Origin of the sequence: Ideonella flava (assembly GCF_051857595.1) — a bacterium.
In the GTDB taxonomy this organism is placed as follows: domain Bacteria; phylum Pseudomonadota; class Gammaproteobacteria; order Burkholderiales; family Burkholderiaceae_C; genus Ideonella.
This window is the reverse complement of sequence record NZ_JBPZHD010000009.1, coordinates 254,893-268,954: the sequence shown is the minus strand read 5'-3', so window position 1 is coordinate 268,954 and position 14,062 is coordinate 254,893. Positions and strand designations below refer to the sequence as shown.

The window sequence follows — 14,062 nt, the reverse complement described above, 5'->3', positions numbered from 1 at the left end:
CGGTCAGGCGGTCAGCTCGTCGTAGCTGATGCTGGCGGTGCCGAACTTGCCGACCACCAGGCTGGCGGCGTGGTTGGCCCAGGGCACCGCATCGCGCAAGCTGACACCGCTGCCGACCAACGCCGCCAGCGTCGCGATGACCGTGTCTCCAGCGCCGGTCACGTCGAACACCTCGCGGGCTTCGGCCGGCACGTGGGCGGCGCCGGCATCGTCGAACAGCGTCATGCCCTCCTCGGAGCGCGTCAGGAGCAGAGCTTCGAGATGGAGATCGCTGCGCATCGATTGCGCCTTCGCGGCCAGCTGCGTCTCGTCGCGCCAGGGCCCGGTGATCTGGGCGAGTTCGCCGCGATTGGGCGTCAGCAGGGTCGAGCCGGCGTATCGCTGGTAATCGTGGCCCTTGGGATCGACCAGGACCGGCTTGCCGGCCGCCCGGGCGAGTTCGATCATCCGCGGGATGTGGGCCAGGCCGCCCTTGCCATAGTCGGAGAAGACGATGGCATCGTGCCGTGGCAGCTCGGCCTCGAACGAGCTCAGCATCTGCGCCAGCACCTCGTGATCGGGCGAGTTCTCGAAATCGACCCGGATGAGCTGCTGCGACCGGCCGATCACGCGCAGCTTGACGATGGTCTTGAGCTGTGGGTCTTGGCCGATGGCGCTGCGGATGCGGTGCTCGGCGAGCAGTTGTTCCAGCTTCCGTGCGGGTTCGTCGTCGCCGACCACCGTCAGCAAGGTGGCCGCAGAGCCGAGCGACTGCGCGTTGACCGCCACGTTGGCGGCGCCCCCCAGGCGGTCTTCCTCGCGAGTGACGCGCACCACGGGCACCGGGGCCTCGGGCGAGATGCGGTCGACGGCGCCGAACCAGTAGCGGTCCAGCATCACGTCGCCGACGACCAGCACGCGACACGCCGCCAGCCGCTCGCGCGAGGGCAGGGCCACGCGGGCGTTCATGCCAGTCCGAGCTGCTGCTCGATCAGCCCGCAAAGCGTGTGGATCACCAGCAGGTGGGTTTCCTGGATGCGGGCAGTGACCCGGCTGGGCACGACGATCGCCACATCCGACAGACCCTTCAGGCGGCCCCCGTCGCGGCCGAGCAGCCCCACGACGCGGATGCCTGCATCGCGAGCGACCTCGGCGGCCTTCACGACGTTGGCCGAGTGGCCCGAGGTCGAGATGGCGAGCAGGGCATCACCGGGTCGACCCAAGGCCAGCAGCTGGCGCGAGAAGATGTCTTCGAAGCTGTAGTCGTTGCCGATGCAGGTCAGGGCCGAAGTGTCCGTGGTCAGGGCGATGCCGGCCAGCGGTTTTCGCTCGTGGATGAAGCGGCCGGTGAGCTCGGAGGCGATGTGCTGGGCATCCGCGGCCGAGCCGCCGTTGCCGCAGGCGAGAAGCTTGCCGTGGGCCCGCAGGGTGTCGGCGATGAGGGTGCCGGCCCGCAACACGTCCGCCTCTATGCAGCCGAGCTGCTGGAAGAGCTGAAGGTGCTCGGCGAGGTTGGCGGAAAAGAGACTGGGTGGGGCGGTGGTGTTCACAGTTCCTCCACGCGGCGCGGCGGGAAGCTGTCCCAGCTCAGGCAGCCGGGGCATTGCCAGAAATAGCGCTGCGCCTCGAAACCGCAGGCCGCGCATCGATACCGTTGCTGAGGCTTGGCGGCACGGGCAATCGCCTCGCCCACCGCCTCTGCCGCCTCGGAATTCCATTGCTCGACGGGCCGCGAGAGCACGGCCTGGGCCGCGCTCAGGGTGGGCTGCTGGCGAAGGTGGGGCAGCAAGCCGGGCTCGGCCGCCAGCTCGTGGCCGTCCAGGCGGGCCAGCGCGCGAAGCAGGTCGAGACCCGGCGCGTGCTCGTAGGCCGCGCGCAGGTGCTGACCAGCCACTTCGGCGTGACCCGCAGCCCGGGCACTGGCCGCGTAGTCGCTGGCGATCAGGGCGAAGGCGGGCAGGTCTCTCAACCTCAGGTCGTCCCAGGCGCCTAACGCCTCGGTGTGGCGGCCGGCCTTGGCCAGCCGCTGGCCCATCAGCAGCAAGGGCCTCGGTGCATGCGGTGCAACGGCACGGGCCTTGGCGAGCGCGGCATCGGCGGCTTGTGTCTGGCCCTTGGCGTCGGCCTCCTGGGCCAGTTCGCACCAGTGGTGGCCGATGCGGGTGCCGAAGGATCCGGTGCCGCTGCGCTCCAGCGCGGCGGCTGTCTCGGCGGCGGCAGACCAGTCGCGCGAACGCTCGTAGAGGTTCAGCAAGGCCAGTCGGGCTTCGGTCTCGAAGGCGGTGCCCTGCAGCGCCCGATAGGCCTGCTCGGCGCGGTCGAACAGGCCCGCCTTCATGAAATCTTGCGCCAACGCATGCTGGGCGCGATCACGCTCGCTGCTGGCCAGATCGGCCCGACCGAGCAGGTGCTGGTGGACGCGGACGGCCCGCTCGAACTCGCCGCGTCGTCGGAAGAGATTGCCCAGGGCGAAGTGCAGCTCGGAGGTCTCGGGATCGTGCTGCACGGCCTCGATGAAGGCATCGATCGCCTTGTCCTGCTGCTCGTTGAGCAGCAGGTTCAGGCCCTTGAAATACGCCTTGGGCGATTCGCGGTTCTCGCGCCTGAGCTGCCGCAGGTCCAGCCGCGAGGCCAGCCAGCCGAAGGCGAACGCCACCGGCACGGCCAGCAGCCACCAGTAGGGAAGGTCAAACTCCATCGGGAATCGCCGGCTGCCGGGACTCCTCGGCCTTGGGCGGCAAGGGCATGGGCTGGGTGTTCGCCGCCTCGGGGGCGTGCCTGCGGGCCAGGCGGCGGTGGCGCCACCAGCTGGGCGTCATCGCCAGGACCCCGAAGACGGTGCCCGCCGCGAAGGCGGCCAGCACGATGATCACCATCGGCGCGCTCCAGGCGTAGCCGAAGGCCCAGTTCACCGAGGCCGGCTGCTGGTTGTGCAGCGAGAAGGCGAACAACGAGAAAAAGATGAAGGCCCGGAACAGCCAGACGAGAAATCGCATCACGACCGATTCTAAGGAGGCGAGGTGTCCGCGCTGGCCCGTCCGCCCATGAAAAAAGGGCCCCGTGGGGCCCTCTTTGCCTGGACAGCGTCTGGGATCAGGGGCTCGGCGCCTCTTCCTTCGTTGCAGGGGCCTCGGCGACCGGCAGGCTGGCATCCACGCCTTCGCGCAGTGCCTTGCCGGGCTTGAAGTGAGGCACCAGCTTCTCGGGGATCGTCACCTGCTCGCCGCTGCGCGGGTTGCGTCCCACGCGTGGCGGGCGGCGGTTGATCGAGAAGCTGCCGAATCCACGGATCTCGATGCGGTGCCCGCGCGCCAGCGCGTCGGACATCGCATCGAGGATCGTCTTGACCGCGAACTCGGTGTCGCGTTGCGTCAGCTGGGCGAAGCGATCGGCCAGCTTGGCCACGAGATCCGAGCGGGTCATGGGAGCCCCCCGTCCGGCCAGGACGCCGGACGCTCCGCCGAGCGAACGCGGGCCGGCCTGGGGGAGACCCCGCGGCCGGCCCGCTGCGCCATCAACGGATGGTGGCGGCGCATCGGTGGATCAGCCGTTGTCCTTCTGGTTGTCCAGCTTGGCGCGCAGCAGGGCGCCCAGGCTGGTCGTGCCGGCCGTCTCGCGCTCGTTGGCCTGCGACAGGCGCTGCATGGCTTCCTGCTGGTCCGCCTGGTCCTTGGCCTTGATCGACAGCTGGATGTTGCGGGTCTTGCGGTCGACGTTGACGATCATCACCGAGACCTCGTCGCCTTCCTTCAGCACGTTGCGCGCATCTTCGACGCGGTCGCGGCTGATTTCGGAGGCCCGCAGGTAGCCCAGGACGTCGTCGGCGAGCTGCACTTCGGCGCCGCGCGGATCGACCGTCTTGACGACGCCCGTGACCAGCATGCCGCGGTCATTGACCGAGGTGAAGGTCGCGAACGGGTCGCCATCCAGCTGCTTGATGCCCAGCGAGATGCGCTCGCGCTCGACATCGATGCCCAGCACCACGGCCTCGACTTCCTGGCCCTTCTTGTAGTTGCGCACGGCGGTCTCGCCCGGCTCGTGCCAGGAGAGGTCCGACAGGTGCACCAGGCCGTCGATGCCGGCGGCCAGGCCCACGAAGACGCCGAAGTCGGTGATCGACTTGATCGGGCCCTTGACCTTGTCGCCGCGCTTGACGGTGGCCGAGAACTCTTCCCAGGGGTTGGCCTTGCACTGCTTCATGCCGAGGCTGATGCGGCGCTTGTCTTCGTCGATCTCCAGGACCATGACTTCGACTTCTTCGCCCAGGGTCACGACCTTGGACGGAGCGACGTTCTTGTTGGTCCAGTCCATCTCGGAGACGTGCACCAGGCCTTCGATGCCCGGCTCGATCTCGACGAAGGCACCGTAGTCGGCGATGTTGGTGACCTTGCCGAACAGGCGGGTGCCCGTCGGGTAGCGGCGGGCCACGCCCATCCAGGGATCGTCGCCCAGCTGCTTCAGGCCCAGCGAGACGCGGTTCTTCTCGGCGTCGAACTTCAGGACCTTCGCGGTCAGTTCCTGGCCGACCTGCACCACCTCGCTCGGGTGGCGCACGCGGCGCCAGGCCATGTCGGTGATGTGCAGCAGGCCGTCGATGCCACCCAGGTCGACGAACGCACCGTATTCGGTGATGTTCTTGACCACGCCGTGGACGATGGCGCCTTCGGACAGGGTCTCGAGGAGCTTGGCGCGTTCTTCGCCCATCGAGGCTTCGACCACGGCGCGACGCGACAACACGACGTTGTTGCGCTTGCGGTCGAGCTTGATGACCTTGAACTCCATGGTCTTGCCCTCGAACGGCGACATGTCCTTGACAGGACGCGTGTCGAGCAGCGAGCCGGGCAGGAAGGCGCGGATGCCGTTGACCAGGACGGTCAGGCCGCCCTTGACCTTGCCGGAGACGGTGCCGGTGACGAAGTCGCCGGATTCCAGCGCGGTTTCCAGGGCCAGCCACGAGGCCAGGCGCTTGGCCTTGTCGCGCGAGAGGATGGTGTCGCCGTAGCCGTTCTCGACGGCGTCGATGGCCACGGAGACGAAGTCGCCGACCTGGACTTCGATCTCGCCCGTGTCCGTCTTGAACTCATCGATCGGCACATAGGCTTCGCTCTTCAGGCCGGCATTGACGACCACGAAGCTGTGCTCGATGCGCACCACCTCGGCGGTGATGACTTCGCCGGAGCGCATTTCGGAGCGCTGCAGGCTCTCCTCGAACATGGCGGCGAACGATTCACCACCGCTGCTGTCGGCGACTTGGGTTTGGGACATTGAGGTTTCCTTGGGGCCGGCTTGCAAGGCGCCGGCTGCATGCGGTGCGTGACACCGCAGGGGTTAGGTTGACGAGTTCACCGCCCTCGATCGGCCCATTTGGAAAGGAGGCGAGCCTGGAGGGAAGGGCGATGGGCCCTGACGCCTTTCCGGCTTGCAACCGGATCGGCCTTGCCGTCCCGACCGGCAGGTCAGAACGGCTTGCGTTGCTGCCACCAGCCCAAGACCTGATCGATCGAGTCTTCGACCGACAGACTGGAGTTGTCCAGCAGCATCGCGTCTTCTGCCGGCTTCAAGGGCGCGACGGCGCGGCTTCTGTCGCGCTCGTCGCGCATCTGGATGTCTGCGCGAAGGTCTTCGATATTAGCCGGATTTCCCTTGGAAATCAACTGCTTATGGCGTCGCTGGGCGCGCGCTTCGACGCTGGCGGTGAGGAAGACCTTGAGGTCGGCATCCGGGAAGACGACGGTGCCCATGTCCCGCCCGTCGGCGACCAGCCCCGGGACCCGGCGAAAGCTCAGCTGCAGCCCGTGCAGGGCTTGGCGCACGCCCGGATGGACGGACACCCGCGAGGCCATGCCGCCGGTGGATTCGAGCCGGAGCGGGTCCGTGATGTCGCGCCCATTGAGAAACACATGGTGGCCGGTGAACCGCAGCTCCAGCCGGCCCGCCAGGGTGGCGAGGGCGGCTTCGTCCTCCAGCGAGATGCCGGCGTCCTGGGCAGCCAGCGCCGTGGCGCGGTACAGCGCCCCGGAATCGAGCAGGTGGTAGCCGAGCCTGGACGCCACCTCGGCGGCGAGCGTGCCCTTGCCGGACGCGGTGGGCCCGTCGACAGTGATCACTGGAACGCCGCCTGGTGTGGCGGCGACGAGGTCGAACAGGGCCTCGAAATAGTCGGGAAAGGTCTTGGCCACGCAGCGGGGATCCAGGATCCGCACCGGGCACCCGCTCCCGCCGGTCCCGGCCAGTGGGTTGAACGCCGCGAGCGATCCGCACATGGCCATGCGGTGATCGTCGTAAGTCTCGATCGCGGCGGCCTGCCAGCGCCTGGGCGGGCTGATCTCGATGAAGTCGGCGCCGTCCACGACCTTGGCTCCGAGCTTGCGCAGCTCGGCGGCCATGGCGTCGATTCGGTCGGTTTCCTTCACGCGCCAGCTGGCGATGCCGGTGAGGCGGCTGGTCCCGTCGGCGTAAAGCGCCATCATGGCCAGCGTCATGGCCGCGTCGGGGATGTGGTTGCAGTCGAGCGTGAGGGCGCGAAGAGGCCAGGCGCCCCGGCGCACCTGAAGCCAGCCGGGCCCGCCTTCGACTTCGGCCCCCATCGCGCGGGCCGCGTCCACGAAGCGGATGTCCCCCTGGATGGAGTCGAGGCCCACGCCTTCGATTCGCACCGGTGCTTCGGTGCCGGCGATGGCGCCGAGTGCGACGAAGTAGGAGGCCGATGAGGCATCGCCCTCGACGTGGATGCTTCCGGGCGAGCGGTATTGCGCGCCGCCGGGGATGACGAAGCGGGCGTAGCCGTCGCGCTGGACTTCGATCCCGAAGCGTCCCAGCAGCCGCAGCGTGATGTCGATGTAGGGCTTGGAGATGAGTTCTCCCTCGACCTCGATCGCGACCTCTGCCTGCGTGGCCACGAGCGGCAGGGCGAGCAACAGGGCGGTGAGGAATTGGCTCGAGACGTCTCCACGCACCCGGATGGGCGCGTCGGTGCGCAAGGCATGCACTGCCCCGTCGCCTACGCGCAGCGGCGGATAGCCGGCCCGACCGAGGTCGGCCACGGGGCAACCCAGTTGCCGCAGCGCATCGACCAGGTCGCCGATGGGCCGTTCATGCATGCGCGCCACGCCAGACAGCTCGAAGCGCCCGGCCTGGGTGGCCGCCAGCACGGCCAGGGCCGCGGTGAGCGGCCGCATGGCGGTCCCGGCGTTGCCGAGGAAGAGCTGCGCCTCGCGGGCATCCAGCCGGCCCCCCAGGCCCGTGACGTGCAGGACAGCGCCTTCGCGCCGCAGGCCACAGCCCAGCGCCTGCAGCGCATCCAGCATGACGCTGGTGTCATCGGAGTCGAGCAGGTCGTGGACCGCCGTCGTGCCGGCGGCGAGGCCCGCCAGCAAAAGCACGCGGTTCGAGATGCTCTTCGACCCGGGCAGGCGCACGGTGCCACTGGCACGAACAAACGGGGGGAGGTCGAGGAACGCGGTGCTGTACATGCGTGGCCGGCGGCTGCGGCGCCGGTTACTTCTTGGAGGGGCGGCCGGTGCCCATGCGCCAGTGGCTGCGGGTGTGCGAGACGCCGGTGATCAGTGCTTCGAGCGCTTCACCCTGGCAATCTCGCAGCACCTGCTCCAGCACGCCCAGGGCACCGCGAAACCGTTCGCTCTGCTTCAGGATCTCTTCGCGATTGGCGATGAGGATGTCGCGCCAGATGGCCGGATCGCTGGCGGCGATGCGGGTGAAATCGCGGAACCCCGGGCCGGCCAGCGACAGGAACTGCTCGCACTCCTTCTGCTGCAGGATGCCGGTGAAGTAGGCGAACGCCAGCAGGTGCGGCAGATGGCTGACGGCGGCGAAGGCCGCATCGTGGACCTCGGGCGACATCGACTGGACATGGCATCCCAGCGCGGCCCAGACGGCCTGCGCCTTCTCCACCAGCACCGGCGAGGTCTGCGCAATGGGCGTGAGGATGACCTGCCGGTCCTTGTACAGCTCTGCGTCGGCGTTCTGCACGCCCGCCAGCTCCTTGCCGGTGATGGGATGGGCCGGGACGAAGGCGGCGACCCGCTCCTTCAGCACGCGCCGGGCTGCATCGACGACGTCCCGCTTGGTGCTGCCGACGTCCATGAACAGGACGTCGGGATTCACCAGGTGGCGGATGGCGCGGAAGGTGATGTCGGTGGCCGCGACCGGCACGGCCAGCAGCACGATGTCCGAGCCGGAGACGGCGAGCAGCGCCGATTCGGCCGCCTGATCGATCACGCCCAGCTGGCGGGCCCGCTCGGTGGTCGACGGGGACTTGGAGTAGCCGATGACGCGCTCGACGAGGCCGGCCTGCTTCATGGCCAGCGCGAAGGAGCCTCCCATCAGCCCGCAGCCGATCAGCCCCAGCTGCTTGAACATCGTCGCCATCAGTGCACGTCCAGGGGATAAGTGCCGAGCACCTTGAAGAAGGCGCAGGCGTCGCGCAGTTCCTTCAGCGCGGTGCTGACGTGGGGATCGTCGGGGTGGCCCTGGAGGTCGATGTAGAAGTAGTACTCCCACTGGCCCGAGCGCGCCGGGCGCGACTCGAAGCGGCTCATCGACACGCCGTGCTTCTTCAAGGGCACGAGCATGTCGTGCACCGCCCCCGGCCGGTTGGTCACCGAGACGATCAGGCTGGTGCAGTCATGGCCCGAGGCCTTGGGGGCCGGGTGGCGATGGGGGTCGGTGACGATGGCGAAGCGGGTCCGGTTGTGCGGATCGTCCTGGATCGCCGGTGCCACCACGTGCAGGCCATATTCGCTGCTGGCCCGCACGCTGGCGATGGCTGCCATCTTCGGATCCTGCGCAGCCTGGCGCGCCCCTTCGGCGTTGCTGGCAACCGGCCGACGCTCGGCCTGCGGCAGGTGGTTCGACAGCCATCCGTGGCATTGCGCCAGCGCTTGGGGATGGGCGCACACGACCTCGATGCCGGCTAGCGAGTTCTCCTTGCGCAGCAGGTTCTGGCGCACGAAAAGACTGGTCTCGCCGATGATGAACAAAGGCGTCGTGAGCAGGATGTCGAGCGAGCGCGCGACGACGCCCTCGTTGGAATTCTCGACCGGCACCACGCCGAAATCCGCCGCGCCGGCGGACGTCATGGCGAAGACTTCGTCGATGCTGGCGCAAAGCACGCGCACGAGCGACGAGCCGAAGAAACCCAGCGCCGCTTCCTCGCTGAAGGTGCCGGCCGGGCCCAGGTAGGCGACGCGCGTCGGCGTCTCGAGCGCGCGGCACGCGGACATGATCTCTCGCCAGATCGGCGCGACGCTCTCCGTGCCCAGCGGGCCGGCATTGACCCCCTTCAGGCCATCGATCACCTGCGCCTCGCGCTCAGGGCGAAAGACGACGGAGCCTTCCTTCTTCTTCAGCGCGCCGACGGCCAGCGCCAGGCTCGCGCGCTTGTTCAACAGATCGAGCAGGGCGCGGTCGATCGCGTCGATCTGCTGTCGCAAGCCCAGCAGCTCGGGCTGGATGTTGATCTCGGTGGCACCGGGCGCGGCCGGCGGCGGCGCGGGTTGTTCAGCCATGGCGGCGGGCAAAGTCCTGCATGTAGCCGACCAGGGCCTGCACCCCGTCCAGCGGCATCGCGTTGTAGAGGGAGGCCCGCATGCCGCCGACGGACTTGTGGCCCTTGAGCTGCAGCAAGCCGGCTTCGCGTGCGCCGGCGAGGAAGGCTTCGTTGAGTGATTCGTCGGCGAGGAAGAAGGGCACGTTCATTCGCGAACGGGCACTGTGGTCGACCCTGGTTCGATAGAAGCCGCCGGAGCTGTCCAGACAGCCGTAGAGGAGGGCGGCCTTCTCGGAGGCACGGCGGTCCATCTCGGCCACGCCCCCTTGCGCCTTCACCCACTGGAAGACCAGGCCGGCCATGTAGATGCCGTAGGTGGGCGGCGTGTTGTACATCGACTGGTGCGCCGCGACGATGGAATAGTCGAAGGCCGAGGGGCAGATCGGCAGCGCGCGACCGAGCAGGTCGTCGCGCACGAAGACCAGCGTCAGCCCCGCCGGACCGATGTTCTTCTGGGCACCGGCGAAGGCGACGCCGACTCGCGACCAGTCGATGGCCCGGGACAGCACGTGAGAGGAGCAGTCCACGACCAGCGGCGCCCGGCTGCCCAGCGCGGCGAGGTCTGGCAGGGCGGCCATCTCGACGCCGTGGATGGTCTCGTTGGAGCAGATGTGCACGTAGCTGGCGGCATCGCGCAAAGCCCAGCTCGATGCGGGCGGCAGGCTGGTGTGGCCATCCGCTGCGTTGCTCGCAGCCGGCTTCGCATCGGCGTAGCGCTGTGCTTCCTGGAGCGACTTCTGGCTCCAGGCCCCGGTCACGACGATGTCGACCATTCCGCCGCGCGACAGGTTCATCGGCACGATCGCGTTCTCGCCCAGGCCTCCGCCCTGCATGAACAAGATCCGGAAGTGGGCCGGCACGGACAGCAGCTCGCGCAAGGTCGACTCCGCCTGCTCGTAGATCGAGACGAACTCCTTGCCGCGGTGGCTCATCTCCATCACGCCCATGCCCGACCCATGCCAGTCGAGCATCTCCTCGGCGGCCTGTCTCAGCACCGGCTCTGGCAGCGTCGCCGGGCCGGCAGAGAAGTTGTAGGGACGATGGGTCATGCGAGCGGGAAGGGCTACTTCTTGACTGGAGCCTTGGGTGCCGAGGCGGCCGTGGGTGCCGAGGCGGGCCGTGCAGGCGCGGAGGCGCCGGGCGGTGGCGCGTAGACCGCGAAGCGCTTCTTCAGCGTGTCTTCCAGCGCCCGAAGCTTGGGCTCGACGGCGGGCTTGGTGTCCTCCACCATCTTGCGGGTCAGCTGGGCCTGCATGTCGGGCTCGAGCTGCTCGTACTTCTTGGCGGCAGAGGACTCGAGCCAGGTGACGATCAGCTTCAGTTCGTCCTCGGTGAACTTCTCCTCGAGGATGGGGCCGATGGTCGCTGCCGCGTTCTTCGCGCCGCTTTCGCGCAGGCGCGCCTCGGTGTCGTCGTAGAAGGACTTGACGTCGGCCTGGACCTGCTTGCCCAGCGCTTCACGCTTGTCAGCCGGCACGAACTGCATCACCTGGCGGGCCGCATTCAGGGCGGTCTGCGCCGGCTCCATCGCGATCGCCCGGGCCAGGCGTTCGACGGCGGGCTGGCGCAACTGGATCACCTTGGCGACGAGCTCCTTTTTTGACTGGGCGAAAGTTGCGGGCGCTACCGCCAGAAGGGTCACGGCCAGCGCTGAGGCGGCCCATCGATATGGAAGGGTCATGCTTCGCCGTCCTCGCCGGCCGTCTCAGTGTCGTTGTCGGATTGCGCGTCGTTCTCGACGATGCGCTGCAGGCCGGACAGGGTCGACCCGTCGTCCAGCGCGATGAGGGTCACGCCTTGCGTGGCGCGTCCCAGTTCGCGGATCTCGCTGACCCGGGTGCGCACGAGCACGCCGCGATCGGTGATGAGCATGATCTCGTCGTTCGGACGCACCAGCGTGGCGGCCACCACCTTGCCGTTGCGCTCGCTCTGCTGGATGGCGATCATGCCCTTGGTGCCGCGGCCGTGGCGGGTGTACTCGGCGATCGAGGTGCGCTTGCCGTAGCCGTTGGCAGTGGCGGTGAGCACGCTTTGCGTCTCGTCCTCGGCCACCAGCATCGCGATCACGCTTTGTCCGGCTTCCATCGCCATGCCGCGCACGCCGCGCGCATTGCGGCCCATCGGGCGGACATCCTCCTCGTCGAAGCGCACGGCCTTGCCGCCATCGCTGAACAGCATCACGTCGTGCTTGCCGTCGGTCAGCGCGGCGCCGATCAGGTAGTCGCCTTCATCCAGGTCGACCGCGATGATGCCGGCCTTGCGCGGATTGCTGAACTCGTCGAGCGTCGTCTTCTTGACGGTGCCCAGCGCGGTCGACATGAAGACGTAGTGGTCGGCCGGGAAGCTGCGGAACTCGCCCGTCAGCGGCAGCACGACGGTGATTTTCTCCTCCGGCTGCAGCGGGAACATGTTGACGATGGGCTTGCCGCGCGAGGCGCGGCCGCCTTGCGGCACCTCCCAGACCTTCAGCCAGTAGACGCGGCCCCGGTTGGAGAAGCAAAGGATCCAGTCGTGCGTGTTGGCGATGAAGAGCTGGTCGATCCAGTCGTCTTCCTTCGTCTGCGCGGCCTGCTTGCCGCGCCCCCCGCGGCGCTGCGCGCGGTACTCGGCCAGCGGCTGGCTCTTGATGTAGCCGGTGTGGCTGAGCGTCACGACCATGTCGGTCGGGGTGATCAGGTCCTCGGTGCCGAGCTCCTGCACGTTGTGCTCGACCACCGAGCGGCGGGCGCCGAGCTTGGTCTGGCCGAATTCCTGGCGCAGCGCGGTGAGTTCCTCGCCGATGATCGTCGTCACGCGCGAGGGCTTGGCGAGGATGTCGAGCAGGTCGGCGATGACGGCCATCACCTCCTTGTACTCGCCGATGATCTTGTCCTGCTCCAGCCCGGTCAGGCGTTGCAGGCGCATCTGCAGGATCTCGCCGGCCTGGTCGTCGGACAGGCGATACAGGCCATCGGGCTGCATGCCGTAGTGCGCGGGCAGGCCCTCCGGGCGATACGCGTCGCGACCGCCCGGGGTGTCCCCCTCGGCACGGGAGAGCATCTCGCGCACCAGCGACGAATCCCAGCTCTGCGCCATCAGCGCCGTCTTCGCGACCGGCGGCGTGGGCGACTCCTTGATGATGCGGATGAATTCGTCGATGTTGGCCAGCGCGACCGCCAGGCCCTCGAGGACGTGGCCGCGCTCGCGCGCCTTGCGCAGCTCGTAGACCGTGCGGCGTGTGACGACCTCGCGCCGATGCTCGAGGAAGATCTCGAGCAGCTGCTTGATGTTGCACAGCTTCGGCTGGCCATCGATCAGCGCCACCATGTTGATGCCGAAGGTGTCCTGCAGCTGGGTCTGCTTGTACAGGTTGTTCAGCACCACCTCCGGCACTTCGCCGCGCTTGAGTTCGATGACCACGCGCATGCCGGACTTGTCGGACTCGTCCTGGATGTGGCTGATGCCTTCGATCTTCTTCTCGTGCACCAGCTCGGCGATGCGCTCGAGCAGCGTCTTCTTGTTGACCTGGTAGGGGATCTCGTCGACGATGATCGCCTGGCGTGCGCCGCGGTCGATGTCCTCGAAGTGCACTTTCGCGCGCATGATCACCTTGCCCCGGCCAGTGCGATAACCCTCGCGCACCCCGTTGAGCCCGTAGATGATTCCAGCGGTCGGGAAGTCCGGTGCCGGGATGATTTCCATCAGCTCTTCGATCGTGGCCTCGGGCGCCTTCAGCAGGTGCAGACAGGCGTCGACGACTTCGTTCAGGTTGTGCGGCGGGATGTTGGTCGCCATGCCCACCGCGATGCCCGCAGCGCCGTTGACGAGCAGGTTGGGCAGGCGCGTCGGCAGGACCAGCGGTTCCTTCTCGGAGCCGTCATAGTTGGGGCCGAAGTCCACCGTCTCCTTGTCGATGTCGGCCAGCATCTCGTGGGCGATCTTCGACAGGCGGATTTCGGTATATCGCATGGCGGCGGCGTTGTCGCCGTCCACCGAGCCGAAGTTGCCCTGGCCGTCGACCAGCATGTGGCGCAGCGAGAAATCCTGCGCCATGCGGACGATGGTGTCGTACACCGCCGTGTCGCCGTGCGGGTGGTACTTGCCGATGACGTCGCCGACGATGCGGGCCGACTTCTTGTACGGCCGGTTCCAGTCATTGTTCAGCTCGTGCATCGCGAACAAAACGCGCCGATGCACCGGCTTCAAGCCGTCACGCGCGTCGGGCAGGGCCCGTCCGACGATGACGCTCATCGCGTAGTCGAGGTACGAGCGCCGCATCTCCTCTTCGAGGCTGATGGGCAGGGTTTCCTTGGCGAATGGGGTCATCGGACGAGAAGAGCGAAGGCCGGTGGGGCTGGGCCGGCGCACGAACAAACATGCGCAGCAGCGACGGCGAAAACGCGGATTCTACGGGCCGCGTCTTGTGGTGGCGCCGCAACATGGTGCGCGCCTCGCCCGGTGCCCCGGCCCAAAATGAGGTTCACCCGACACCCTGATGGCACAATGAGTCGTCGGTGGTGAGCACTCGTCGTGCGG

The 14,062-nt window shown here is 67.9% G+C and carries 12 protein-coding genes; all 12 read right to left on the bottom strand.

Annotation, left to right across the window (positions count from 1 at the left end):
- Positions 1-3: 3 nt before the first annotated feature.
- Positions 4-948, bottom strand: a complete 945-nt coding sequence (rfaE1, locus tag ACS5PM_RS20820) for a D-glycero-beta-D-manno-heptose-7-phosphate kinase (protein ID WP_439389598.1) — start codon at positions 946-948, stop codon at positions 4-6.
- Positions 945-1,451, bottom strand: coding sequence for a D-sedoheptulose 7-phosphate isomerase (gene gmhA, locus ACS5PM_RS20815; RefSeq protein ID WP_439389750.1), 507 nt, complete (start codon positions 1,449-1,451; stop codon positions 945-947). Before gmhA ends, rfaE1 begins: the two co-directional genes overlap by 4 nt.
- Before the next feature lie 74 nt (positions 1,452-1,525).
- On the bottom strand, positions 1,526-2,677 hold the full coding sequence (lapB, locus tag ACS5PM_RS20810) for a lipopolysaccharide assembly protein LapB (RefSeq protein ID WP_439389597.1): 1,152 nt from the start codon (positions 2,675-2,677) through the stop codon (positions 1,526-1,528).
- Entirely contained in the window at positions 2,667-2,975 is a 309-nt protein-coding gene (locus ACS5PM_RS20805) for a LapA family protein (RefSeq protein WP_439389596.1), read from the bottom strand. Before ACS5PM_RS20805 ends, lapB begins: the two co-directional genes overlap by 11 nt.
- Positions 2,976-3,072: 97 nt before the next feature.
- Positions 3,073-3,402, bottom strand: a complete 330-nt coding sequence (locus ACS5PM_RS20800) for an integration host factor subunit beta (RefSeq protein WP_439389595.1) — start codon at positions 3,400-3,402, stop codon at positions 3,073-3,075.
- A 120-nt stretch (positions 3,403-3,522) separates the two neighbouring features.
- Positions 3,523-5,244, bottom strand: coding sequence for a 30S ribosomal protein S1 (gene rpsA / locus ACS5PM_RS20795; RefSeq protein WP_439389594.1), 1,722 nt, complete (start codon positions 5,242-5,244; stop codon positions 3,523-3,525).
- A 191-nt stretch (positions 5,245-5,435) separates the two neighbouring features.
- Complete coding sequence (locus ACS5PM_RS20790) at positions 5,436-7,451, bottom strand: bifunctional 3-phosphoshikimate 1-carboxyvinyltransferase/cytidylate kinase (RefSeq protein ID WP_439389593.1); 2,016 nt, start codon at positions 7,449-7,451, stop codon at positions 5,436-5,438.
- A 25-nt stretch (positions 7,452-7,476) separates the two neighbouring features.
- Positions 7,477-8,358: a prephenate dehydrogenase gene (locus tag ACS5PM_RS20785; RefSeq protein ID WP_439389749.1), complete on the bottom strand. Its 882-nt coding sequence runs from the start codon at positions 8,356-8,358 to the stop codon at positions 7,477-7,479.
- Between the two features lie 8 nt (positions 8,359-8,366).
- Positions 8,367-9,506, bottom strand: a complete 1,140-nt coding sequence (gene pheA, locus ACS5PM_RS20780; protein WP_439389592.1) for a prephenate dehydratase — start codon at positions 9,504-9,506, stop codon at positions 8,367-8,369.
- Entirely contained in the window at positions 9,499-10,596 is a 1,098-nt protein-coding gene (gene serC / locus ACS5PM_RS20775) for a 3-phosphoserine/phosphohydroxythreonine transaminase (protein WP_439389591.1), read from the bottom strand. The genes pheA and serC overlap by 8 nt, the downstream gene beginning before the upstream one ends.
- Before the next feature lie 14 nt (positions 10,597-10,610).
- Positions 10,611-11,228 (bottom strand): DUF2059 domain-containing protein, encoded by a 618-nt coding sequence (locus ACS5PM_RS20770; protein ID WP_439389590.1) that lies wholly within the window; start codon positions 11,226-11,228, stop codon positions 10,611-10,613.
- Positions 11,225-13,852: a DNA gyrase subunit A gene (gene gyrA / locus ACS5PM_RS20765; protein ID WP_439389589.1), complete on the bottom strand. Its 2,628-nt coding sequence runs from the start codon at positions 13,850-13,852 to the stop codon at positions 11,225-11,227. The genes ACS5PM_RS20770 and gyrA overlap by 4 nt, the downstream gene beginning before the upstream one ends.
- Positions 13,853-14,062 lie beyond the last annotated feature (210 nt).